This window comes from Brevibacterium rongguiense (assembly GCF_009857845.1).
GTDB classification, from domain to species: Bacteria; Actinomycetota; Actinomycetes; order Actinomycetales; family Brevibacteriaceae; genus Brevibacterium; species Brevibacterium rongguiense.
Genome location: NZ_WWEQ01000021.1, coordinates 26,789 through 50,516, shown reverse-complemented (window position 1 = coordinate 50,516; position 23,728 = coordinate 26,789). Strand labels below are relative to the sequence as shown.

Sequence of the window (23,728 nt, the reverse complement as noted above, 5' to 3'; positions counted from 1 at the left end):
CTACCACCGCCGCCGGCGTCAGGCCCGCCTGGGCCGATTGACCCCCATCGAATACGAGACCATCATGAACCCGACCGTCACCCTGGCGGCCTAAACCAAGCTGACACCTGATCGTGCATCAGTCCCAGTTGACCGTTCACGCGGCCGTCAGCGGCGTGATCGCCGCGACCTTGTCGCGCATTGCGCGCCGCTCGACCCTCAGTTCATAGTTCGACTGCAGGTTCATCCAGAACTCGTCGGAGGTGCCGAAGTATCGCGCTAGCCGGATCGCGGTGTCCGCGGTAATCCCCCTCTTGCCGTGCACGATCTCATTGATCCGACGGGGCGGGACCTCGATGGAGACAGCGAGCTTGTTCTGCGTGATTCCAAAGCCCTCGATGAAGTCCTCCAGCAGGATCTCTCCCGGGTGGATCGGCTTGATCCGGTCAGTCTCAGTGGTAGTCAACGAGTTCGACATCTTCCGCACCTCCATCGCTCCAGACGAAACAGAGTCGCCGTTGTGCGTTCACGCGGATGCTGAGCTGTCCGCGACGGTCTCCCGTGAACCGCTCCAATCGGTTGCCCGGCGGGATCCGAAGGTCCTCAACGTCCTTCGCCGCATGGATCGACTCGAGCTTGCGTAGCACGGTCCGCTGCACTATCCGATCGACGCGCCTCACATACTGCTCATGCCAGATCCGCTCGGTGTCGTTGCTGCCGAACGATCTGACCACCCCACAAGGGTATAACGCTCAGCGTTAATAACGCTAGACGTTAACGCGGGACTCCACCGCATTGCCTTGCCGCCTCGCATCGGTTCGACTGCGGGCCTGATGGGCTCCATTACGGACCGAGCAGGGCAAGTGGCACCACCCCGAGCCCGTCGGGCCGGCGGTACGCCATCGGCCCCGTCGTGACGATCAGACCGTCAATGAAGCGCGGACCCACCTGCTCGCGCAGCCACCGCAGGTGCTTCCCGTCCGTGGCGCCAACGGCCCCCGCAAGCTTGACCTCCACGCCCACCACACCACCGTCGGGCCGGACGATCACCAGATCGACCTCGTGATCGCCATTGCGCGTCCTCAGGTGCGCCACTTCGGTTTCTGCGGCCTGGGCCGCCACACGGACGCACAAAGTGGTCAGCGACTCAAACAACATGCCCAGCATCGAGCCGGACTCCGGGCGCAGCGGATGCCCGTCACCCCCGAGCAGCGCATCGACGTCCAGCCCCAAGAGCCTGGCTGCAAGGGCGGGATCTGCCAAGTGGTGCTTGGGCGCTTGCCCCAACCGGGCCATCGGACTCCCCGCCGGAGCCCAGGCCTGCACCGGGTCGAGTAACCACAGCGAGGCCAGTACTTGACGGTAGGACTCCGCGGTCGCGCGAGCAGGCTTCTCGCTGTGGCCCGGCGTCGCCGCGTCGAGGATCTGGGAGTAGCTCGCCGTGCTGGAGCTGGCCGATGCGTAGGCGCGTAGCCATGCCATCATCGCCTCTGGCCGACGGACGGCCAACCCCTGCTCGGGCACGTCATGTTCCACAGCGTTGCGCAGGTAGGAGTCGAGTTGAAACCGTCGCGCTCGACGACTCAGGACCCGCATCGCGGGGAACCCGGAGGCGACGATCTCCTCGACGTAGTCGGGCAGGGCCATAGGCGATTCGCCTTGCACGTCCGCGCGCCCATGAAGCAACTCCAACAGACTCACAGTCGGCTCGACGACGGCTCGTTCCGAGAGCGTCATAGGCCGCATCCGGAGCCGACCGATCCGTCCAGCTCCGGAGTGCTGCGTCGCCTCGCCTTGAGGGCTGGCACTTCCCGCGAGGAGGAACTGACCACCCGAGGAATCGTCGTCCACTGCTCGCCGGATGACGTCCCAGACCTCCGGCACTTTCTGCCACTCATCGATGAGCAGCGGGCGGGGGCGCCTGAGCACGATCTCGGGCTCAGCAGCGACAGGGCCACGAACGGCCTTCGAGTCCAATCTCACCAAGCCCTGAACCCGCTGTTCACCCGTCGTCGTCTTGCCGACTGCCTTGGCCCCGTCCAGCGTAAGGGCAGCCACCTCCGCAAAGAGGTCGTCCAGTTCCTGATCGATGATCCTGCGCGTGTACGACATGCGATAACTATACAAGGAGCAGGATTTTAACTAGACGATTAGCAGACTATGAACGAGACAAGGTGCCGGGCTGAATCCGTTTCTTTACGTCAAGCTGCGGACCACCGACGCGGCAAGGTGAGCCCACCGACTGGATCCACCTGCCGCTGGGATGAGTGGCCGGCCGCTTACCCGAGATCGCGCCCCCACGACCGGATACAGGTGAGCCTCAGCCGTCCGACCCAGCAGCCTGGCGCCCGCGGCCTACTCGATCTCCTGCGAAGCGAGTGCGCCGCGCAAGGATGGCATGAGCTATTCCCAGACCGCTACCCGCCCGCAGGAGGACGCAAGAATCTGCGATTTTTATAGAGAACGCCGAGAAACTCGAGAAGGAGATCGGCGCGGACTGGGGGTCAACCGTCGCCACTATCGACCATACTGTCGGCAGGTTACGGCAGGCGCGGGAGCCGGAATACACGTTAAACCGAAACTCCACCACGTCACCACGGTTAGGAACGGTCGTCGCCCCACGCGGGTGAGGGTCCGGCCTACCTGACGACTCCGTCAGGAGAGACGAAGCTATCAGTCGCACTAGCTTCGCGGACTACCCTTTCGAATGAAGCCTCCGGCACTGATTCCAGCAGGTCGAGCGGCGACAGAGTCGCACCGTCCGCACCTTCCGGTAGGTCTGGGTGGGGCGTCTGCCACCAGTCCAAGAGCGCTGCAGCAACACGGGCAGGATCTGCTCCGACGCATCTGGCGGCAAGCTCCTTGTTGATCTCTGCGAGGGCGTCGATGATCTTCCCATCTCGGAACTGGAAGCCTGGGTAGTGCCTGGTCTGCCCGAGCTCTATCTCGATCACGACCCCGTACTTGAGATAGGTCCGTAGCAAGCTGCGCTGCGCGGCCTTCTTCGCTCTCGCTGCCTGCGTCGGGGTCCGAGTCCGCTCCTCATCGATCACTTCCGCTTCCGTCAACGACTCACGAGTCTCGGCGGCGGTCATGCAGTTGGCGCGGTCGAGCAGGCTGGCGGCCAGCATCGACGATCGCCCGAGCGCGAATCCTCGGTCCCAGATCAGGTTGCTCCGCCAGTCGTCCGGGAATCCGAGCTGCTCCATGCTGAAGCCGATCGCCCGCGACTGCTCCTCGATGAAGTCGGCCAGGTCAACGACACGGTTCCGCTCTGGGGCGATACTCAGCAGGAGGTGACGCATGATGAGCAACACGCCGTAGAGCCTGTTGTTCGTCCGTCCATCCACGAGTGGCGCAAGCAGATCAGCAGCGTCTCGGCGCGACTGCCCCGGCGCGTCGATGAGCACGTCGAACGCGCGGTTCCACAGACGGCCGTAATGTGCGCAGATATTCCGTACGTTCCTGAGGTTGTTAAGCCAGTTCCCGAGAGCCCCACGGTCTCCGCGACCGTCAGCTGTCGAAACCTGGAATCGCGCTGCGAGGATCTCCTGGTCGGACTGTGGCATGAGGTCGTAGAGACTGCTGAGCACGCCAAAGGACATCACCTCCGTAGCCACCCAGATGGGCAGGTGGGGGCCGTACTGCTCGCGAAAGTGCACGACGAAGTCGCCCCGGGCGCGCTTCTCGTGACGTTCGTACTCTTCGAGCCACTCCCGGTATGCGGTAGTCGGCTCGGGCGGCGTACCAGCATGTTCCTGTCGCATAGCGCCGAGTGCCCAAGGGTTCCGGTGCGCGAACGCATCGACCTTGCCGAGCCGGTGGCCGATGAAGAACCTGAAGGACGTCTCGATGATGCTGAGGATGTCGCTCAGGCGCACGCGAAGCTCGTGGTCGAAATCGTACAGGGAGACCACGTGAGCGAGCCCGGTGCCTGGTACGAACGTGTCCAAGCGAATTTCGCGCCCCTCCTCGTCGAACCGGGGCTCGGGAGGCGCAGGCCGGTCGCGATAAAGGTGCCAGTAGCCCGAGAGCCGGTAGTAACCGTAACGCTCCAGGATGTCGGCCGCGAAGATGTCGTCACCGCAGGCCATGCCGCGCCCGCGCAGCCTGCGGATCTGTTCGGGAACCGTAAGGAACGGCTTGGCGTACGTGCTGTCGGGGGTCGTCCCGTGCATGTCATCCCGGCGTCCCCGGCACTGGGGGTAGAAAGAGAACAGACCCGCGTCTCATCTAGAGAAGCGAGCCTGTCGTGTTGGCTCGAGTCTACACAAGTGCGCCCCTCGCGGGCAACACCGACGATGCTGAACCAGTCAACCTCCGCGTCCGGCAAGACGCGCCGCGGCTGCCGGCAAACGTTAGAGCGCGAACCTCCATTCGACCACATCCCCGTCCCGCATGACGTAGTCCTTGCCCTCCATGCGCACCTTGCCGTGCGCGCGGGCCTCTGCCATCGAGCCGAACTCGTCCAGATCGGAGAACGAGACGATCTCGGCCTTGATGAAGCCCTTCTCGAAGTCCGTGTGGATGACGCCGGCCGCCTGCGGGGCGGTCGCGCCCTGCGGAATGGTCCACGCGCGGGATTCCTTCGGCCCGGCCGTCAGGTACGTCTGCAGCCCCAGCGTCGCAAAGCCCACGCGGGCCAGCTGGTCGAGGCCCGCCTCGTCCTGCTCGGAGAGCTCCAGCATCTCGGCGGCCGACTCATCGTCGAGCTCCGCCAACTCGGACTCGAACTTCGCGTCCAGGAAGATCGCCTCGACCGGCGCCACGAGGGCGCGCAGCTCGTCCTTCTTCGCCTCGTCGGCCAGCACGTCGTCATCGACATTGAAGACGTAGAGGAACGGCTTGGTCGTCATGAGCTGCAGCTCGCGCAGCGGCTCGGCGTCGAAGCCGTCGCGCTGCATCGCCTGGTAGAGCGTCGTGCCGGCCTCGAGCACCTCGACGGCCTTCTGCATGGCCTCAAGCACCGCAGGCTCCGAGCGCTTCTGCTTGACTTCCTTCTCCACCCGCGGCATCGCCTTCTCCAGCGTCTGCAGGTCCGCGAGGATGAGCTCGGTGTTGATCGTGTCGATGTCATCGGCCGGGCTGACCTTGCCGTCCACGTGGACGACGTCGCCGTCGGCAAACCCGCGGATCACCTGGCAGATCGCATCGGCCTCGCGGATGTTGGCGAGGAACTGGTTGCCCAGCCCCTCCCCCTCGCTCGCACCGCGCACAATCCCCGCGATGTCGACGAAGCTCACCGCCGCCGGGATGATCTTCTCCGACGAGTAGATCTCCGCGAGCCTGCCTAGGCGCGCATCCGGCAGCTCGACGACGCCCACATTGGGCTCGATCGTGGCGAACGGGTAGTTCGCTGCGAGCACCTGGTTCTTCGTCAGAGCGTTGAACATGGTGGACTTGCCGACGTTGGGCAGTCCGACGATTCCGATAGTCAAAGCCACGCCGCCAGTCTAGTGAGTGCGCGGGCCCTGCACGAACCCGGGCGCCCCGCCACCGCCGCCGAGGCACGGGCCGGGCCGCGTGCGCACGCCGGCCGGCGCGCCTCGGGCGCGGTGGGCACCCGCCCAGGTGAACTACTGAGACGACCAAACGGCGAAATCAACCCTTTGGTTGATCCGCGCGCGCCGCCCGCGCGCGAGGATGGGCCCATGATGACCGCAGAGCACACCGAGGCCCGGCCCGACGACGCAGAGGCGCCGCTCAGCACCGCGATCAAAACGGCCACCGCCCAGGCGCACGACGAGACGGAGAACTCCAGCTTCATGTCCCAGCTCATGGGCGGGCACCTGGACCGCGCGGCCTACACGACGCTGACCGGCCAGCTGCTCCTCATCTACCGCGAGCTCGAAGCCGCGGTGAGCGCTCACCGAACGGATCCGGCGCTCGCGCCGCTGGCCGACCCCGCATTGGAGCGCACGGCGGCCCTCGAGGCCGACTGGGCCGCGCTGACCGGCGGCGCAGCCGATCCCTCGCCGCTGCCCGCCACCCGCGCCTACATCGAGCGCCTGTGCGGCCTCGATGCACCGCAGCTCGCGGCCCACCACTACACGCGTTACCTGGGCGACCTGTCCGGCGGCCAGATCATCGCGACGCTGGTGCAACGCCACTACGGCATCGACGAGGGGCGCGCCTTCTACGACTTCTCCCATCTGGGCAAGCTCAAGCCGTACAAGGACCGCTACCGCTCAGCGCTCGACTCCCTGCCGCTGACGGCCGAGCAGCGCGCAGACCTCCTGGCCGAGGCAAGCGCCGCGTTCGAGTGCAACCGCGCGCTCTTCGAGGACCTCGCTACGGCCAGCGCGGCCAGCTGAGGGAAGCGCGGCACCGCCCCCGAGGCGGTGGAGGCTCAGTCCTGCGTCTTCCCCACCGGCGGCTCGGCGGACCACGGGAAGACGATCCACTCGTCCGTGCGCTTCCACACGAAGTCCGGGTCCACGACGGAGGCGGACTTCGCGTAGATGACCGCGGAGCGCGGATCGGCGCCCAGGTTGGCCAGCAGCTCCAGCACGAGCGCCAAGGTGCGCCCCGAGTCGGCCACGTCGTCGACGACGAGGAGGCGCTTGCCCTTGATCGCCTCGGCGTCGAGCATGGGCTCGAGCAGCACGGGATCCGGCAGGGTCTCGTGCACGTCGGTGTAGAACTCGACGTTGATGGCATCGGCGAGCTTGAGGCCCAGCGCGTAGGACAGCGCGCCGGCCGGCAGCAGGCCGCCGCGGGCGATCGCGATGACGATCTCCGGCTCGAAGGGGTCATCGGCGATGGTCTGGGCGAGTTCGCGCGCCGAGCGCCCGAAGTCGTCCCAGGTCAGGATCTCCTTGCGCGTGAGATCCGCTGAGTCTGCGTGGTAGGCCATGTCTCCCCCGGTCGTTGGCTGCTGCGGGTGCGCCCGCGCGGCTGGTTCAGCCTAGCGCGGGCGCAGTGCCGTGTGACGGCCGGTGCAGCCGCCGGCGCGGGCGGCGTCCAGTGCAGCCGCTGGACTCGCTCAGCCCACCGGATCGCCCTGGACGGGGCCCTCTGTGTTCGGCTTCCATCCGAGCGCCGGGGCGACGTGCTCCGCGAAGCCCTGGAGGAGCCGAGCGTTGAACTGGACCCCCAACTGCGAAGGGATGGTCAGGAAGAGCGTGTCCGCGGCCTCGACGGCGGCGTCGGCGCGCAGCTCCTCGATGAGACGGTCCGGCTCCCCCGCGTACGTCTTGCCGAATGTCGAGCGGAAGCCGTCGATGATGCCCACCTGGTCGTCCTCGCCCTGCATGCCGTACATGAGCCGGTCCTCGTCCGTGAGGATGGGGAAGACGCTGCGGCTGACGGACACGCGCGGCGCCCAGTCGTGGCCCGCGGCCTTCCACGCCGCGCGGTAGCGGTCGATCTGCTCGCGCTGGAGATCGGCAAACGAATCGCCGGTGGCCTCCGTGAGCAGCGTCGAACTCATGAGGTTGACGCCCTGCGCGGCCGCCCACTCGGCGGTCTCCCGCGTGCCGGCGCCCCACCAGATGCGGCGGTCGAGCCCCTCGGACTGCGGTTCGACCCGCAGCAGGCCCGGGCGGCCGAACTGGGCGGGATCGGCCTGTGCCATGCCCTCACCGCGGATCGCCGACATGAACTCGCCAAACTTCGCGCGTGCGAGGTCCGCCCCGCGGGGATCTTGCGAGCCCGTGTAGCCGAACGCCTCCCAGCCGCGCAGCGCCGGCTCCGGGCTGCCGCGGCTGACGCCGAGCGCCACCCGCTGATCGGCCAGCAGGTCGAGCTGCGCCGCCTCCTCAGCCAGGTAGAGCGGGTTTTCGTAGCGCATGTCGATGACGCCCGTGCCCACCTCGATGCGCTGCGTGCGCGCCGCGATTGCGGCCAGCAGCGGCATGGGCGAGGCGGACTGCCGGGCGAAGTGGTGGACACGGAAGTAGGCGCCGTTGACGCCCATCTCATCCGCCGCCTGCGCCAGGTCGACCGCCTCGTGCAGCGACTGGCCGGCGGTGGGGTCGCCGGGGCCGCGCCCGTGACCGTAGTGGCCGAAGCTCAAGAATCCGAATGCCTTCATGCCGCACACAACCTGGTTGATAGTTCAATTATTCCGAGGGGCGCGGCAGGGCACGGCTGGGCAAGAACGAAACCCCGGCGATGTGGCTTCCGCCAGGGATCGTTCCGGGGTCTTCCGCCAAACGATACTTGCTCGGGGGCGATTGTCCACGTGGTACCTCAGGCCCAACCAGCCATCCGGCACAATCGAGCCATGACGACTCACCTCTACCTCTCGACGGACCCGCAGGCCGACGAGCTGCTGGCCCGCAATCCCTTCGCTCTCATGGTGGGCATGCTGCTCGACCAGCAGATCTCCATGGAGACGGCGTTCGCGGGACCGGCCAAACTCAACACCCGCCTCGGCGGCCTCACCCCCGCCTCCGTGGCCGGCACGGACCCGGAGGACTTCCTCGCGGCCTTCAAGCAGACCCCGGCCGTCCACCGGTTCCCCGGCTCCATGGCCACGCGCGTCCAAGCACTCGCCCAGGCCCTCGTGGACGACTACGACGGCCGGGCGGAGAACGTGTGGACGGCCCCGAACGCAAACGGCACGGAACCCACGGGGCCGCAGATCCTGCGCCGCCTCCAGGCGCTGCCCGGCTTCGGCAGGCAGAAGGCGCAGATCTTCCTGGCCCTGCTCGGCAAGCAGTTCGGACTGCGGGCAGACGGCTGGCGCGCGGCCGCCGGCGGCTACGGCCCGGACGACTCGCTCAACTCCATCGCCGATGTCCGCGACGCAGCGACCCTGGACCGGGTGCGGGCGAACAAGCAGGCGGCCAAGGCCGCCGCCAAGCAGGCGAAGGCGGACGCGGGCCGCTGAGCCCCAACATGCGAGCGGGCCGCTCCCCTCCGAACCGGAGTGGGAGCCGCCCGCCAACCTGACCGCGCGGATGCGGCCGGCCGAGCGCGTGAGCGCTTACTTCATCTTCTTGAGGCCCGCCTCGATCTGGTCGAGCGAGTAGTTCGCATCGGAGAACCCGGCGATCGTCGTCTTGCCGATCGGGAAGTTGTTGCCGGCCTTGACCGCCTTGAGGTTCTTGTACAGCGAGGTCTTCATGAGCGCCTCGACCGGTGCGGTCGTCTTGCCCTGCTCGGTCGAGACGTGGAAGATCACGTCGGCATCGCCCAGGACGGAGCCGATCTTCTCGTTCGAGACGTCCTTCTCCGGCTCCTTCTCGTCCTTGACCGCGGCGTTCTCATCCTTCGACCAGGTGAAGCCCAGCGGGGTGAGGAGCGTGCCGGTCATGTTCTTCTCGCCCCAGGCGTAGAAGTTGTTGTCCTCGAAGGCATCGACGACGCCCACGGACTTGCCGGAGATGACGTCCTTGTACTGGCTGGCCATGTCCTGCTGGCGCTTGGAGAACTGGTCCTTGAGCTCCTTGTACTTGTCCGTCTTGTTCGTCGCGTCCGCGACCTCCTCGACGCGCTGCTCCCAGTTGGCGCGGTCGTCGCCGCGCAGGGTCCACACGTACACGGGGCCGATCTCGCGCAGCTGCTTGAGCACGTCATCGGACGTGGTGTTCGGCGCGAGGATGAGGTCGGGCTCGAGCTGGGCGACCTTCTCGACCTGGACCTCGTCCTGGGTCGTGACGACGGGCACGTCGCCGATCTTGTCCTGGATCTCCTTGGTCATGGCGCCCTCTTCGAAGATGCCCTGGCCCACGAGGTTGACGCCCAGATCGTAGACGGACTGGGTCGCGGCGTAGTGCAGCGAGACGACCTTCTGCGGGTCCTCGGGCACCTGCACCTCGTTGCCCGCGGCGTCCTTGACGGTCCGCGTCGCGGCCGACGATTCGCCGCCCTTGTCCTCGGAGCCGCTCGAACCGCAGCCGGCCAGCAGCGCCAGGGCCGCGATCAGCAGCGCGGCAAGCGGTGCGAGCACCTTGTTCCTGCTCAGCGTCATATCGGAGTGTCCTCTCTCTATCTTCTTCTACTGGTCAGTGGTGAGGCTATGGGGGCCCGGGTGCTCCTGCGGGCTGGGGGCGACGCCCTCCGCCGCCGAGGCGCGGGCCGGGCCGGGCTCGCCGGCGCCGGTGCGCCGGCCGTGGCCGCCGTGGGCCGGGACGACGAGGGGCCCGCCGTTGACGGGGTCCTCGACGATGGCCGCGGTGATGCCGAAGACCTCGCGCAGGAGCTCGGGGGTGACCACCTGGGCGGGCGGGCCCTGCGCGACGATCTGCCCGTCGGCCATGACGACGAGGTTCGTCGCGTACTGCACGGCGTGGTTGATGTCGTGGACCACGGCCACGAGCGTGCGGCCCTCGGCGTTGAGGCCCGCGAAGAGGTCCATGAGGCCCAGCTGGTGGCGGATGTCGAGGAACGTCGTGGGCTCGTCGAGCAGGAGGATGGGCGACTGCTGGGCCAGGGCCATCGCGACCCACGCGCGCTGGCGCTGGCCACCGGAGAGCTCGTCGACGAGCCGGTCGGCCAGCTCCGCCATCCCGGTGGCCGCGAGCGCGTGGCCGACCGCGTCCTCGTCGGCCTTCGACCAGCGCGAGAGCAGCGACTGGTGGGCGTACCGCCCGCGGCCCACGAGGTCCATGACCGTGATCCCGGCGGGCACGAGCGCGGACTGGGACAGCAGGCCCAGCCGCTTGGCGACCTCCTTGGCCCTGAGCGTGGCGATGTCCGTCCCGTCGAGCAGCACGGTGCCCGTCTGCGGGGCCAGCAGCTTCGACATGGCGCGCAGCAGCGTGGACTTGCCGCACGCGTTGGGCCCGATGACGACGGTGAAGGAGCCGGCGGGCACCTCGACACTCAGGCCCTCGACGATCGCGCGCCGGTCGTAGGCCAGGGTGAGGCCCTGCCCGAGGATGGCCGGCACCGTGCCGGTCTCCGCCGCGGGCCTTTGCGCCGCCGTGTCCTGGGCCGTCACAGGGTCCCCCTCTTGTTCTCCGTGATGATGACGCTGAGCAGGTAGACGCCGCCCACCGCGACGGTGACGACGCCGGCGGGCAGCTGGATGCCCGGGATCGCGTGCTGGGCGAGCATGTCCGCGAGCAGCAGGATGAGCGCGCCCACGAGGCCCGCCGGCAGCATGGGCGCCCCCACGGCCCCGGCCAGGCGCCGGCCGATCTGCGGGGCGGCCAGCGCCACGAACGCAATCGGCCCGGTGGCCGAGGTCGCGATGGCCACGAGCACGACGCCCACGACGATGCCGAGCACGCGGGTGGCCCCGGGATCCGAGCCCGAGGCGGTGGCCTGGTCATCGCCGAGGTCCAGCTGGGCCAGCCTGCGCGAGAGCAGGCCCGCCACGAGCAGGAACACCGCGCCGGTCACCATCGCGGGGCCGGAGAACTCGACGTCGAGGCCGTTGAGCGAGCCCACGCCCCAGGTCGCGGCGACGAGTGCGATGTCGACATCGGAGGTGAGCCGGAACCACGTGTCGATGCTCGCGAGCATGGCGGTGACGCCGATGCCCACCACGATGAGGCGGAAGCCCTGCAGGCTGCCGCCGCGGGCGAGCGCGAAGATGATCGCGGCGACCGCGAGGCCGCCGGCCACCGCGCCGCCGGCCACGGCGTAGTAGCCGCTGGAGACGAAGAGGATGACGAGCAGCCCGCCGGTGTAGGCGCCGGCGGAGAAGCCGATGATGTCCGGGCTGCCCAGCGGGTTGCGGGTGATCGTCTGGAAGATCGCCCCGGACACCCCGAGCATGGCCCCGAAGACGATCGCCCCGACCACTCGGGGCAGGCGCCACTGGACGATGAAGAGCGACTCGAGGCGCGAGCCGTGCCCGCTCAGCGCGGAGAGCACACGGCCCGGGGCGAACGTCTTCTCCCCGATCATGAGGGCGAGGAACGCGGCGGCGAGGATCGCCAGCGCCAGGGCCGCGCACACGACCAGAGTGCGCACGCGGATCCGGCCGGAGATCGGCCCGCGCAGTGTCAGGGTGCGCGGGCGCCCGCGCTCTGAGGCCTGCGCGGCAGGGGTGGGCGCGACGGGCCGGGCGGTGGGGGCGCTCACAGCGCGAACACCTTCCTGCGGGTCACGAGCGCGATGAGCACGGGGGCGCCCACGAACGCGGTGACGACGCCCACGGGCACCTCGCGCCCGGGCAGGATGACCCGGGAGAGGACGTCGGAGCCGAGCATGATGACGGGCGCCGCGAGCAGGGAGAGCGGGATGACGCGGCGCTGGTCGTTGCCGACGATGAGCCGGCAGGCGTGGGGCACCATGAGCCCGATGAAGCCGATGGGCCCGCAGACCGCCACGGCACCGCCCACGAGCAGCGCGACCGCGCCCACGGTGGCCAGGCGCACGAGGCGCACGTTGACGCCCACGGCCGCGGCGAGGTCGTCGCCGAGGGCCATGGCGTTGAGCGCGCGGGCGAGGAGCAGGGCGATGGCGATCCCCACGAGCAGCGCCGGGGCCACCTGGGCGAGGTCGCCCAGATCGCGGCCGGCCGCCGAGCCCGCGGCCCACTGGCGCATCCGGTCGAACGTCGCCGCGTTCGTCAGGCGGATAGCCTCGCCGATCCCGGAGAGGACGGCGGCCAGGGCGACGCCGGCCAGCGTGATGCGCAGGGGGTTGGCCGCCGCGCGGCCGCTGCCGGCCACGAGCATGACGGCCAGGGTGGCCAGCAGCGCCCCGCCGAACGCCGGCCACATGAGCACACCGGTGGCGCCCATCCCGGCGAAGGCCACGCACAGGGTGACGGCGAGCGCGGAGCCGGCGTTGATGCCGATGATGCCGGGGTCGGCCAGCGGGTTGCGGGTGAAGGCCTGGATGAGCGCCCCGGCGGTGCCGAGGGCTGCGCCCACGACGATCGCGACGATGGTGCGCGGGAGGCGGTACTCCCACACGAGCGCGGTGGCCTCGGAGCCGCCGCGGCCCTGGAAGACGGCCAGCACCTCGCCGGCGCTCAGCGGCTGGGCGCCCACGATGAGGCTCGCGCAGCACAGCACGACCAGGCCCGCGGCGAGGGCGGCAACGCCCGGCCAGATCCTGCGCGGCACGGCGGTGCGGGCCTCGAGCGCCGCGACGGCGGTCCGGGCATCGTCCGCGGTTGCGGATGCGGGGGGCGGGGTGACCGACACGGTCGCACGGCTGTTCACCGCCGCGCCGGGCGCTCCGGGCGCGGCGGTGCCAGCGGGCTCAGGCATCGGCCCGCACGACGGTGTCGTAGCTGCCGAAGCCCCAGCCCACGTCCATGAGCTCGGCGGCGCCGTAGCCCGCGGCGGAGAGCAGCTCGCGCAGCTCGGCGCGCTCGCGCAGCGGCAGCCCGGTGTTGGCCAGGCTGATAAGGGCCCGCTCGGCGGCGTGGTCGTCGGCGGCCGCCTCGTGGGCGGTGGAGTCGAGGAGCACGAGCACGGAAGCACTGGCCCGGGCAGCGCGCAGCAGGTCGAGGGCCGCGGCATCCGGCAGGCCCTCGAGGGCACCCACGAGCACGGCGCAGGCGGCCTGCGGCCAGGCGCCCGCGCCGGGGGCGCGCATGAGCTGGGGCGGCTGCGGGCGCGCGGCAAGCGCCGCCTCGAGCACGCCCAGCCCGCGCCCGGCCAGCACGATGGAGCCCGCACCGGCCAGCGGCTGCGCGGCGGCCAGCGGGTCGGCGAGGTATTCGAGCAGCGCCTCGGCGGCGTGCTCGAGCGGGGCCTGCGCGGCGGGCTCGCTCGGATTGAGGGCGAACCTGCCGGGCGCTGCCCCGCCGATGACGTCGACGAGGTCGGTGAGCGCGTAGGCGGACCGGCTGACCGGGTCGCGCAGGTCGAGCCCCTCCGCGGCCCCGTCGGCGGCGAAGATGCCGCCGAGTTCGGTATTGGCAAAGCGCTCGGGCGTGCCGGTCAGCAGGCCCAGCGCCAGCATGGCGGCCACGAGCGGGCGCAGGCGCGCCTCGTCCGCGCCCACAGCCGCGGCCAGCGCGGTCGGGGTGGTGTGCCCGGCCTCGACGAGCGCGCCGATGCCCAGCGTGACCGCGGCGCGGGTGACGATGGGGGCCAGCAGCTCGGTCATCTCGTGGGCCTGGAACAGCACGGCGGTGCGGTCCTCAGCGCCGGGCGCCCGGGCGGCCGCCGGCGCGCCAGCGGCCGCGGGTGCGGGCTGGGCATCGGCGTCGGCCGCGGCCGAGGCGGTGCGCGGCGGGGCAGGCCTGCGCCAGTAGCCGTCCACCTGGACGTGCTCGCGCGCCAGCCCGCGCTCGTTGCGCAGGTGGCGGCGGATGGGCGCGATCGTGAGCGCCTCTCCGGCGCACCAGGCGAAGGTCGACTCCGGCAGCGCGGGCAGGGCGGTGACGGCCCCGAGCAGGAGCGGGCTGTGGCCGGCCTCTGCCGTCCCGCGCTCCAGCCACGTGACGGCGACACCCGGGAGCTCGGCGAGCTCCTGCCGGTCCGCGGCCTCCGGGATCTCGATGATGAGCTGGCCGCGGGCACCCGGGGGCGCCTCCTCGAGCCAGCGCGCCATGGCCGGCAGCGCCGTCTCATCGCCGATGAGGAGGTGGAAGGCGGCGTCCGTGTCGATGGCGGCGCACGTCTTGGGGCCGGCGAACGCGATGGGATCGCCGGGGCGCGCGGCCTCGGCCCACTCGGCGGCCAGGCCGCCGGGGTGGCGGACGAAGTCGACGTCGAAGCTCAACCCGTCCGGCGCGACGCTGCGCACCGTGTAGTCGCGCGACGCCACGAGCACGGAGCGCTCCCAGTCGAACGTGTACTCCAGCTGCTCCCCCGCGTGGGGCAGGCTGCCGTCGGGGCCGGGGAAGACCAGCTTGACGTGGTCGTCGAAGCCGGCGCTTTCGAACGGCGGCATGTCGAAGCCGTTCGAGGCGAACGCGCCCAGCTGCGGGCCGCCGAGGCGCACGCGGCGCATGTGGGGGCTGACGTCGAAGGCGTCGATCACCTCCACGGTGCGCAGGACGATCGGGCGGCTGCTGATGCGCCGCGAGGTGCGCGCCACGGTCGGACCACCGGACCCTTCTCTACGGTTTCGGTTACATTGCCTGCGCAAAACGCGTGTAGGCGACGCTACCCTACAGCCTCCGGCGCGTGCAAAGGCAACACTGGCCTCACGACCGGGCCCTGGGGTCGAAGTGGCTGGTCATGAGCTCGGACGCGTATGCGGCGCACCCCGTCGGGCCCGGCCGGAGCGGCCGTCGGAGCGCCCGTGTCCGTGCCCCGGGCCACACTGGTGGCATGGAAACCTCGCTCATCGTCACCGCCGTCGTCTTCCTCCTCCTCGGCCTCGCCGTGGGCGCGCTCGTGGGCGCGATGGCCGTGCGGGCCCGCACGGCCGCGCGGCTCGCCGAGGCGCAGACGGCGCGCGGGCTGCTGGCCGAGCGCAACGCAGCGCTCGAGGCCGATGCGGCGCTGGCCACCGAGCTGACCGCGGCGGTGGGGCCGCTGTCGAACGGTGTGCGCACGCTGCAGTCCGAGGTCGGGCGCCACGAGCGCGAGCGCATCGACCAGCTCGCACGCCTGAGCGAGCAGATCAGCGGGCTGAGCGAGCAGAACCGCACGCTCCAGGAGTCCACCGGGCGCCTGTCGAGCGCCCTGCACTCGACCGCTCGGAGGGGCCAGTGGGGCGAGGTGCAGCTGCGCCGCATCGTCGAGCACGCCGGCATGCTGCCCCACGTGGACTTCGACGAGCAGGTGTCCCGCACCGACCGCGACGGCACGGCCCTGCGGCCCGACCTCGTCGTCCACCTGCCCGGCGGGTCCACGCTCGTCGTGGACGCGAAGGCCCCGCTGAGCTCGCGCCTGGGCGGCGGCAAGGAGGAGGACCACGCCCGCGCGCTGCTGCGCCACGTCGATGCGCTGGCCGCGCGCGCCTACTGGCGGGCCTTCGATCCGGCCCCGGAGTTCGTCGTGTGCTTCCTGCCCACCGACGGCCTGCTCAGCGAAGCCGCGGCGGCGTACCCGCAGCTCATCGACCAGGCGATGGCGAAGAACGTCGTGCTCGCCTCGCCCTCGACGCTGCTCGTGCTGCTCAAGACGGCCGCCCTCAACTGGCGGCAGGCGGCGATCGGGGAATCGGCCCAGGAGGTGCTGCGCCTGGGCCGCGAGCTCTACGAGCGCGCGGGCCTGCTGGGCGAGCGGCTCGGGCGCCTGGGCGGCAGCCTCGAGCGCGCGGTGGGCGACTACAACGCGTTCATCGGGTCGTTCGAATCGCGCTTCCTCGTCTGCGCGCGGAAGTTCCCCGCCACCGGCATCAGCACGGAGGAGATCGCACCGGCGGCCGCGGCACAGGCGCAGGTGCGCCGTGCCGCGGCCGCCGAGCTGAGCGCGGAGTGAGCGCGGAGTCCCCCGCCGGGCGCTGAGCGCTCCGGCGGGGGCGGGGCGCTACGGCGTGCCGCCGCGCCCGGTCACGGGAGTGCCCGTCCTCACTCCTCCTTGGCCGAGGCCGCCTCGTGCTCGAAGGCCGCGACGCGCTCCTCGACCTCCTCCTGGGGCAGCATGGTCGCCTGCGCCCAGTAGAAGATCACCACGCTGAACACGGCGGTGACCGGCATGGCCAGCCAGAACACGAGCGGCGTGGCCTCCGGATCGGCGCCGGCATTGCGCTCGGCGTCCATGAAGAAGCTGATCGCCGCCAGGCCCGCGAGCCACACGACGGCCCAGATGCCGTGCTTGGCGTGCAGCGCGGACATGTGGTCGGCCCCGCGGCCGAACAAGTAGGTCAGGCCCAGCAGCGCGAAGCCCACGACGATCGCGATGAAGAGCTTCGAGTTCGTCTCCCAGCCCGCCCAGTAGACGATCATGTTCGCGAAGAAGAACGCGATGAGCGGCAGCGCGTCACCGCCGGGCAGGCGGAACGGGCGGCCGTGGTTGGGCATCCGGCGGCGCAGCGCGGCGAGCACGAGCGGGCCGGCGGCGAACGAGATGACGGAGCCGGAGGTGATGAAGCCCACCATTTCCTGCCACGACGGGAACGGCATGAGCAGCACGCAACCGATCACGAACGTGAACACGAGGCTGGCGGCCGGCACGCCGTGCTTGCTCACGGTGCCCAGCACGCGCGGGGCGTTGCCGTTGCGCGAGAGCGCGTAGGAGATGCGCGCAGCCACGCCGGTGAAGATGAGGCCCGTGTCGGCCGGCGAGATGATCGCGTCGATGTAGAGGAGCACCGCGAGGAAGCTCAGTCCCGCCAGGGTGGACAGCGCGGCCAGCGGGCCGAAGTCGTCCTCGAACTTCAGACCCGCCCAGGAGCCGGCCTCGTTGAGCAGGTCCGTGGGCACGCCGATCGTGAACGCCACCTGCAGCCCCGCGTAGATGAGGGCGCAGATCGCGATCGACAGGATGATGGCCAGCGGGATGTTGCGCTTGGGGTTCTTCGACTCGCCGGCCAGCTCGATGGGCTGGCGGAAGCCGGTGTACGCGAAGACGATGCCGGCGGTGGCGACGGCCGTGAGGACCGCGGCGAAGCCCTTGGGCGCGAACCCGTGGGAGGTGAAGTTCGCCGGCGTGCCCATCTTCGTGGTGGTGAGCGCGCAGAAGAGGAAGACGACCACGACGAGGACGATCATCGCGAGCTTCCACCACACGAGCCCGTCGTTGATGCGGGCGAAGAGCTTGACGCCGAAGAAGTTCAGGGCGGTGAAGACGGCCATGAGCACGATGCCCACGCCGATGCCCATGGGGGTCAGGACGTGCGCGGTGGTGCCGGAGGCCGACGTGACAGCCTCGGTGAATGGCGCGAACTTCGTCGCGTACGTCAGCACCGCCTCCACCTCAATGGCGGGGGTGGCCGCGGCGGCGATCCACATGACGAAGCCCAGCGCGAACGAGGCGAGCGAGCCCCACGTGAGGTGCGGGTAGCGCACCACGCCGCCGCGACCGGGAACATGGGGCCGAGCTCGGCGAAGCACAGGCCGATCGCGAGGATCATGACGCCGCCGATGAGCCACGAGAACAGGGCGGCGGGCCCCGCGATCATCGAGGCGTTGTAGGCGCCGAACAGCCAGCCGGAGCCGATGATCGAGCCCACGCCCATGAACGTCAGGGAGATCATCCCCAGGTTGCGCTTGAGGGCGGGCTGGTCCTCGAAGCCCTTCTGCTTCTGCGGAGCCACTTCGGCATCCGACATGGTCTCTCCTCGAGTCGGCGACAGGATCGCCCCGACGGGCACGGGAGGCTCTGCAGGGGGCAGAATCGCAGCCGTTCGACCGTCGAAGCGAGCGCCACGCTACGCCCGACCGTTGGGTAATACAACTCACATGCCGTTGCGGGGGTCACTTTTTCGCGGCGGTCAACAATGGCGGTCCGTAGTGACGGCCACCAGGGCGGCGCGCTCGGAGCCGACCGGGCGGCGGCGCGGGGCGGTGCCCCTCAGCGCAGCTCGTGGGCGCGGTCGGCGCCGCCCTTCTTGTTCGAGGACTCCTGGCCGCGCGCCTTGAGGTCCTCGCGCAGCTCGCGGGGCAGGGAGAACATGAGGTCCTCCTCGGCCGTGCGGACCTCTTCGACGTCTGCGTAGCCGTAGTCGGCCAGCAGCGCGAGCACCTCCTCGACGAGCGCCTCGGGCACCGACGCCCCGGAGCTCACGCCCACGGTCGCGACCCCGTGGAACCAGGCCTCGTCGATCTCGCGGGCGAAGTCCACTCGGTAGGCCGCCGCCGTCCCCTGCTCGAGCGCCACCTCGACGAGGCGCACGGAGTTCGAGGAGTTCGCCGAGCCCACGACGAGCACGAGGTCGGCCCCCGGCGCGATCTTCTTGATCGCGACCTGACGGTTCTGCGTGGCGTAGCAGATGTCGTCGCTGGGCGGATCGGACAGCTGCGGGAAGCGCTCGCGCAGGATCTCCACGGTCGCCATCGTCTCGTCGACGCTCAGCGTCGTCTGCGAGATCCACACGAGCGGCTCCTCGCCGGGCACCTCGACGGCCCGCGCCTCCTCCGGGGTCTGGACGAGTGTGATGGCGCCGGGCGCCTCACCCATCGTGCCCTCGACCTCCTCGTGGCCGGCGTGGCCCACGAGCAGGATGCGGTAGCCGTCGCGGGCGAACCGGACGGCCTCCCGGTGGACCTTGGTGACGAGCGGGCAGGTGGCGTCGATCGTCGTGAGCTCGCGCTCGGCGGCCTCGGCGTGCACGGCCGGCGCCACCCCGTGGGCGGAGAAGACGACGCGGCCGCCGGCGGGCACCTCAGCGGTCTCGTCGACGAAGACGGCCCCGCGCTCGCTCAGCGTCTCCACGACGTGCCGGTTGTGCACGATCTGCTTGCGCACGTAGACGGGCGCCCCGTAGAGCTCGAGCGCCCGCTCCACCGCGATGACCGCCCGGTCGACCCCGGCGCAGTAGCCGCGCGGCGCGGCCAGCAGGACCCGCTTGGCGCCCCCGCGGGGCGGGCGGATCTCGGCGGGCGCCGCGCGCCGGCGCGGCAGCGCGGGCACGGGAACGGTCACGGAGGTCACCCGTGCAGTCTAGGAAGGCCGTGTCCGGACCGCACGCTAGACTGCCCCCACACGCAGGATTCCCACGCAATGAACAGGCGGTGAGCGGTGGCCCAGCGCATCTCCGGCACCCCCGGCACCCTGGGCGCGGCGCCCCCGGAGGCGCTGCCGGCCACGGCCGGTGAGACCTCCCCCGAGCAGCCCTGGCCCCTGGCGCTGCTGAGCGCCAACATCAAGCGCTACATCGACCGCATGTCCGCCGTGTGGATCGAGGGCCAGGTCATCGAGTTCAACCGGCGCGGCAAGGTCTCCTACCTCACGCTGCGCGACCTCAACGAGGAGATGTCGCTGCCCGTCCAGGTCTTCGCCAACGTCCTCGACCGGATGCCCGCGGTCCCCGAGCCCGGCGCCCACGTCGTCGTCAACGTCAAGGCCGACTTCTGGACGAAGGCCGGGCGGCTGTCGATGCGCGCCAACGACATCCGCGCCGTGGGCCTGGGCGAGCTGCTCGCCCGCCTCGAGCGCCTGCGCGCGCAGCTGGGAGCCGAGGGCCTCTTCGACCCCGCCGCCAAACGGGCCCTGCCCTTCCTGCCAAGCCGCATCGGGCTCATCACCGGCCGCGATTCGGACGCGGAGAAGGACGTCGTGCGCAACGCCCGGCTGCGCTGGCCCGCCGTCGACTTCGAGATCCGCGAGGTCGCCGTCCAGGGCAACGGCGCCGTGGGCCAGGTCATGGGCGCGCTGGCCGAGCTCGACGCGGACGCGGGCGTGGACGTCATCATCATCGCCCGCGGCGGCGGCAGCCTCGAGGACCTCCTGCCGTTCTCCAACGAGGCGCTCATCCGCGCCGTGGCCGCCGCGCAGACCCCGGTCGTCTCCGCGATCGGCCACGAGGCCGACCGCCCGCTGCTCGACGACGTCGCGGACCTGCGCGCCTCCACCCCCACGGACGCGGCCAAGCGCGTCGTGCCCGATGTGGCCGAGGAGCAGCTGGGCATCCTCCAGGCCCGCGCGCAGCTCGACGGAGCGCTCGACCGGCTGCTGGCCCGCGAGGCGGCGGAGCTCGCCGCGCTGCGCAGCCGGCCCGTCCTCGCCGAGCCGCTGTCCATGATCACCGGCCGCGAGGCGGAGGTCGCGGCGCTGCGGGAGCGCGCCCTGCGCGCCCAGACCACGGGGCTGGCCCAGGAGGCCTCCGCGATCGAGCACCTGCGCGCCCAGGTCCGGGCGCTCTCGCCGCTCAAGACGCTCGAGCGCGGCTACGCGGTCGTCCAGGACGAGGCCGGCGCGGCGATCCGCGCCGCCGCCGAGGTCTCGGCCGGCCAGCCGCTGCAGGTCACCGTCGCGCACGGTGCGTTCCGGGTCGCCGTCACCGGCGACGCTGCGGATGCAGACACCGCTCATGCCGGCGCCTCACGTGCGAGCGCCGCCCACGCACGCACCGCCGATGGCGGCGCCGCAGACACCGGCGCAGACGATTCCCCCACGGCAGATTCCCCCACGGCCCCGGCAAGAGAAGAGGACTGAGATGGCGAAGACGGAGTCAGCGAACGCGAAGGCCCAGCGGGAGGCCGGGCAGGAGCCCACGGGCGACGTGGAGCTGCGCGAGGAGCTCGCCGCACTGAGCTATGAGCAGGCCCGCGAGGAGCTCGTGACCACGGTGCGCCGCCTCGAGGCGGGAAACCTGCCCCTGGAGGAGTCGCTCTCGCTGTGGAAGCGCGGCGAGGACCTGGCCGACCGCTGCCAGGCGTGGCTCGACGGCGCCCGGGAGACCCTCGAGCAGGCCCGCGCCGAGCAGGCCGCGGACGACTGAGCCCACGGGGCACTGACCCGGGGAGGTACTGAAAGAGGTACTGAACCGGGGGCGCGGCGCCTGGGGAACTGCGCCGGCTCAGGCGGCCGCGCGCAGCGTCCGCGCGGCGAGGTCCTCGAAGCTGTCCCACTGCGCCGTGCCCATGAGAATGACGGTCGTGTCGCCCACGGTGCCCACGAGCGCCTGCTTCTGATCCGGCTTCTCGTAGCGGTCGAAGGCCACCGTGCGCCCCTGCGGGCCCGCGACCTTCGACGTGCCCGTCTGCGCGGCGTCCTCGCCGACGATCGAGGTCGCCCACGCGGCCGCATCGGCGCCCGGCTGCGCCTGGCGCAGGGCGATCCACTGCTGGCTCGGGCCCACGTAGGAGGCGTACCAGGTCTTGAGCTCCGGCTTGCCCATCTGCTCGAGGCCGGCCTCGTTGCTCGACCAGCCCTGCGGCAGCGCCGGGGCGGCGGGGTCGAAGCCGGCCTGCCCGGCGGCGGCGCTGGCCTCCGCGGCGGCGTCGACGGTGCGGGTGGGGTCGCCCTGGGGCTGCGGGGCGATCATGAGCGCGACGAGCACGAGGGCCATGCAGGCGGCGAGCGCGATGACCATGTTCACCCAGTTCGACTGCATGCGGTTGCGCCGCATCTCCTCGCGGGAGCCGGGCTGGGGCTCCGCGGCCGGCTCCGCCTGCGCCGCGGGGATCTGGGATTCGCTCACGGTCCCATTGTGCCGCCGCCCACCGCGCCGGCCAAAAGCGCACGGCCGGGTGGCACAATGAGTCCCATGACTGAGACGACGCCGTCCGAAGACTCCCCGTCCACCGCGCAGCAGGCGAAGGCGGCGCCCGCCTCGCCCAAGGCCCACCACAACGGCGGGCGCGCCGATTCCGAGCCCGTCGCGGTGACCGACGCCTGGACGCAGCGCCTGCGCACGCAGGAGGGCGAGCCGGACCGCAACCTCGCACTCGAGCTCGTGCGCGTCACGGAGGCCGCCGCCATCGCCTCCTCCCCGTGGGTGGGGCGCGGGGACAAGCTCTCCGCCGACGGCGCCGCGGTGGCGGCCATGCGCAACGTCATCTCCACCGTCCGGATGGACGGCACCGTCGTCATCGGCGAGGGCGAGAAGGACGAGGCGCCCATGCTCTTCAACGGCGAGGCGGTGGGCGACGGCCAGGGCCCCGCCGTCGACGTCGCCGTCGACCCGATCGACGGCACGACGCTGACCGCCAAGGGCATGCCGAACGCCATCTCCGTCATGGCCGTGAGCGAGGGCGGCTCGATGCTCGACCCCTCGGCCGTGTTCTACATGGAGAAGCTCGTGACGGGCCCCGCCGCCGCGGACTCCGTGGACCTGCGCCTGCCGGTGGCGGAGAACATCCGCCGCGTCGCGAAGGCGAAGGGCACCCCCAAGGACATGTCCTCGGTGACCGTCGTCATCCTCGACCGCCCGCGCCACGAGTCGCTCATCGAGGAGGTCCGGGCGGCCGGTGCGCGCATCAAGCTCATCTCCGACGGCGACGTCGCCGGCGCGATCGCCGCCTGCCGGCCCGGCACGGGCATCGACATGCTCATGGGCATCGGCGGCACGCCGGAGGGCATCATCTCCGCCTGCGCGATCAAGGCGCTCGGCGGCGTCATCCAGGGCCGGCTGTGGCCGCAGTCGGACGAGGAGCGCTCCGCGGCGGCAGCCGCGGGCCTCGACGTCGACCGCGTGCTCAACACCGACGACCTCGTCACCGGCGACAACACGTACTTCGTCGCCACCGGCATCACGGACGGCGACCTGCTCGACGGAGTGCGCTACGACGGCCAGTCCGTCCTGACGAACTCGCTCGTCATGCGCTCGCGCTCGGGCACCGTGCGCAACGTCTACGCCGAGCACCAGCTCGCCAAGACCCACTCCTACGTCGAGGCGGCCGAAGAGGCCGCACGACGGGGCCTCGTCTGATGCCCGAGCCCACCTTCGCCACCCCGCGCGCCGCCTACGACCGGCTGCTCGAGGGCAACGAGCGCTTCGTCTCCGATGTCCCGGAGCATCCCAACCAGGACGCCTCGCGCCGCCGGGCGCTGGCCTCCGCGCAGGCCCCGTTCGCCACGCTGTTCGGCTGCGCGGACTCCCGCGTGGCCGCGGAGATGATCTTCGACGTCGGCCTGGGTGAGATGTTCGTCGTGCGCACCGCGGGCCAGGTCACCGACGGCGTGACGATTGGCAGCCTCGAGTACGGCGTCGAGGTGCTCGGCACCCCGCTGCTCATCGTGCTCGGCCACGACAGCTGCGGGGCCGTGACCGCGGCCGTCGACTCGTTCGCCACCGGCGACACCCCCGGGGGCTTCATCGCCGACGTCGTCGCCCAGCTGCTGCCGTCCGTGGTGCGCGCCCGCGGCAACGGGATCGACGACGTCAACGGCACCGTCGAGCAGAACACGATCGACACCGTGGACCTGCTCTACAACCGCTCGCGGATCCTGCGCGACGCGGTGGACTCCGGGCGCCTCGTCATGCTCGGCATGACCTACCACCTGGGCGATGGCCGCGTTAAGGTGGTCGCGCAGACGCCCGCGGACGTGCCCGCGGCACCCGCGCCCTAGCGCACCCGCCCCTCCCGCGCCCGCCCGTGCGGGCC

23 protein-coding genes are annotated in these 23,728 nt (G+C 70.9%); 7 read left to right on the top strand and 16 right to left on the bottom strand.

Annotated elements, in window-relative coordinates; genetic code table 11:
* Positions 1–136 precede the first annotated feature (136 nt).
* The 5 genes from GSY69_RS06710 to ychF form a co-directional block, all read right to left on the bottom strand.
* Positions 137–457 carry a HigA family addiction module antitoxin gene (locus GSY69_RS06710; RefSeq protein ID WP_160953099.1) on the bottom strand — a complete coding sequence of 107 codons (321 nt, stop codon included), beginning with the start codon at positions 455–457 and terminating at the stop codon, positions 137–139.
* Positions 432–713 (bottom strand): type II toxin-antitoxin system RelE/ParE family toxin, encoded by a 282-nt coding sequence (locus GSY69_RS06705; RefSeq protein WP_160953098.1) that lies wholly within the window; start codon positions 711–713, stop codon positions 432–434. Before GSY69_RS06705 ends, GSY69_RS06710 begins: the two co-directional genes overlap by 26 nt.
* A 109-nt stretch (positions 714–822) precedes the next feature.
* Entirely contained in the window at positions 823–2,091 is a 1,269-nt protein-coding gene (locus GSY69_RS06700) for an ATP-binding protein (protein WP_160953097.1), read from the bottom strand.
* A 527-nt stretch (positions 2,092–2,618) separates the two neighbouring features.
* Positions 2,619–4,157 carry an Abi family protein gene (locus GSY69_RS06695; protein WP_160953096.1) on the bottom strand — a complete coding sequence of 513 codons (1,539 nt, stop codon included), beginning with the start codon at positions 4,155–4,157 and terminating at the stop codon, positions 2,619–2,621.
* Between the two features lie 180 nt (positions 4,158–4,337).
* A complete protein-coding gene (ychF, locus tag GSY69_RS06690) occupies positions 4,338–5,423 on the bottom strand; it encodes a redox-regulated ATPase YchF (RefSeq protein WP_160953095.1) in 1,086 nt (361 codons plus the stop codon).
* A 207-nt stretch (positions 5,424–5,630) separates the two neighbouring features.
* Between ychF and GSY69_RS06685 the strand changes: the two genes are divergently transcribed.
* The gene (locus tag GSY69_RS06685; RefSeq protein ID WP_235936351.1) at positions 5,631–6,293 is read left to right on the top strand and encodes a biliverdin-producing heme oxygenase; all 663 of its coding nucleotides are present in this window, start codon (positions 5,631–5,633) and stop codon (positions 6,291–6,293) included.
* Positions 6,294–6,328: 35 nt separating this feature from the next.
* Here GSY69_RS06685 and GSY69_RS06680 read toward each other — a convergent pair whose 3' ends face one another.
* Positions 6,329–6,835, bottom strand: coding sequence for a phosphoribosyltransferase (locus GSY69_RS06680; RefSeq protein ID WP_160953094.1), 507 nt, complete (start codon positions 6,833–6,835; stop codon positions 6,329–6,331).
* Between the two features lie 129 nt (positions 6,836–6,964).
* Complete coding sequence (locus GSY69_RS06675) at positions 6,965–8,014, bottom strand: LLM class flavin-dependent oxidoreductase (protein WP_160953093.1); 1,050 nt, start codon at positions 8,012–8,014, stop codon at positions 6,965–6,967.
* 192 nt (positions 8,015–8,206) lie between these two features.
* On the opposite strand from GSY69_RS06675, the gene GSY69_RS06670 reads away from it, so the two are divergent.
* Positions 8,207–8,815, top strand: a complete 609-nt coding sequence (locus tag GSY69_RS06670) for an HhH-GPD-type base excision DNA repair protein (RefSeq protein ID WP_160953092.1) — start codon at positions 8,207–8,209, stop codon at positions 8,813–8,815.
* A 96-nt stretch (positions 8,816–8,911) separates the two neighbouring features.
* Here the strand turns inward: GSY69_RS06670 and GSY69_RS06665 are convergent, their stop codons facing one another.
* The 5 genes from GSY69_RS06665 to GSY69_RS06645 are packed head-to-tail and all read right to left on the bottom strand — an operon-like array spanning position 8,912 to position 14,883.
* Complete coding sequence (locus GSY69_RS06665; RefSeq protein WP_160953091.1) at positions 8,912–9,898, bottom strand: ABC transporter substrate-binding protein; 987 nt, start codon at positions 9,896–9,898, stop codon at positions 8,912–8,914.
* Between the two features lie 27 nt (positions 9,899–9,925).
* Positions 9,926–10,870, bottom strand: a complete 945-nt coding sequence (locus GSY69_RS06660; protein WP_407925012.1) for an ABC transporter ATP-binding protein — start codon at positions 10,868–10,870, stop codon at positions 9,926–9,928.
* Entirely contained in the window at positions 10,867–11,961 is a 1,095-nt protein-coding gene (locus GSY69_RS06655) for a FecCD family ABC transporter permease (RefSeq protein WP_160953090.1), read from the bottom strand. The genes GSY69_RS06660 and GSY69_RS06655 overlap by 4 nt, the downstream gene beginning before the upstream one ends.
* Positions 11,958–13,100 (bottom strand): FecCD family ABC transporter permease, encoded by a 1,143-nt coding sequence (locus tag GSY69_RS06650; RefSeq protein WP_160953089.1) that lies wholly within the window; start codon positions 13,098–13,100, stop codon positions 11,958–11,960. The genes GSY69_RS06655 and GSY69_RS06650 overlap by 4 nt, the downstream gene beginning before the upstream one ends.
* Complete coding sequence (locus GSY69_RS06645) at positions 13,093–14,883, bottom strand: siderophore-interacting protein (RefSeq protein ID WP_160953088.1); 1,791 nt, start codon at positions 14,881–14,883, stop codon at positions 13,093–13,095. Before GSY69_RS06645 ends, GSY69_RS06650 begins: the two co-directional genes overlap by 8 nt.
* Before the next feature lie 236 nt (positions 14,884–15,119).
* Here GSY69_RS06645 and GSY69_RS06640 point away from each other — a divergent pair, with 236 nt between their 5' ends.
* Positions 15,120–16,217 (top strand): DNA recombination protein RmuC, encoded by a 1,098-nt coding sequence (locus GSY69_RS06640; protein WP_160953087.1) that lies wholly within the window; start codon positions 15,120–15,122, stop codon positions 16,215–16,217.
* An 89-nt stretch (positions 16,218–16,306) separates the two neighbouring features.
* Here the strand turns inward: GSY69_RS06640 and GSY69_RS06635 are convergent, their stop codons facing one another.
* The 3 genes from GSY69_RS06635 to GSY69_RS06630 form a co-directional block, all read right to left on the bottom strand.
* A complete protein-coding gene (locus GSY69_RS06635; RefSeq protein ID WP_202410886.1) occupies positions 16,307–17,746 on the bottom strand; it encodes an APC family permease in 1,440 nt (479 codons plus the stop codon).
* Entirely contained in the window at positions 17,638–18,009 is a 372-nt protein-coding gene (locus tag GSY69_RS15160; protein ID WP_202410885.1) for a hypothetical protein, read from the bottom strand. The genes GSY69_RS06635 and GSY69_RS15160 overlap by 109 nt, the downstream gene beginning before the upstream one ends.
* Positions 18,010–18,251: 242 nt before the next feature.
* A complete protein-coding gene (locus GSY69_RS06630; protein WP_160953102.1) occupies positions 18,252–19,310 on the bottom strand; it encodes a 4-hydroxy-3-methylbut-2-enyl diphosphate reductase in 1,059 nt (352 codons plus the stop codon).
* A 108-nt stretch (positions 19,311–19,418) separates the two neighbouring features.
* Between GSY69_RS06630 and xseA the strand changes: the two genes are divergently transcribed.
* Positions 19,419–20,834 (top strand): exodeoxyribonuclease VII large subunit, encoded by a 1,416-nt coding sequence (xseA, locus tag GSY69_RS06625; protein WP_160953086.1) that lies wholly within the window; start codon positions 19,419–19,421, stop codon positions 20,832–20,834.
* A 1-nt stretch (position 20,835) separates the two neighbouring features.
* Complete coding sequence (locus tag GSY69_RS06620) at positions 20,836–21,120, top strand: exodeoxyribonuclease VII small subunit (RefSeq protein ID WP_160953085.1); 285 nt, start codon at positions 20,836–20,838, stop codon at positions 21,118–21,120.
* A 78-nt stretch (positions 21,121–21,198) separates the two neighbouring features.
* Here GSY69_RS06620 and GSY69_RS06615 read toward each other — a convergent pair whose 3' ends face one another.
* Positions 21,199–21,822: a DUF4245 domain-containing protein gene (locus GSY69_RS06615; protein ID WP_160953084.1), complete on the bottom strand. Its 624-nt coding sequence runs from the start codon at positions 21,820–21,822 to the stop codon at positions 21,199–21,201.
* Positions 21,823–21,888: 66 nt separating this feature from the next.
* Here GSY69_RS06615 and glpX point away from each other — a divergent pair, with 66 nt between their 5' ends.
* Both glpX and GSY69_RS06605 read left to right on the top strand, forming a co-directional pair.
* Positions 21,889–23,052 carry a class II fructose-bisphosphatase gene (gene glpX, locus GSY69_RS06610; RefSeq protein ID WP_160953083.1) on the top strand — a complete coding sequence of 388 codons (1,164 nt, stop codon included), beginning with the start codon at positions 21,889–21,891 and terminating at the stop codon, positions 23,050–23,052.
* Entirely contained in the window at positions 23,052–23,693 is a 642-nt protein-coding gene (locus GSY69_RS06605) for a carbonic anhydrase (RefSeq protein ID WP_160953082.1), read from the top strand. The genes glpX and GSY69_RS06605 overlap by 1 nt, the downstream gene beginning before the upstream one ends.
* The last annotated feature ends 35 nt before the right edge of the window (positions 23,694–23,728 follow it).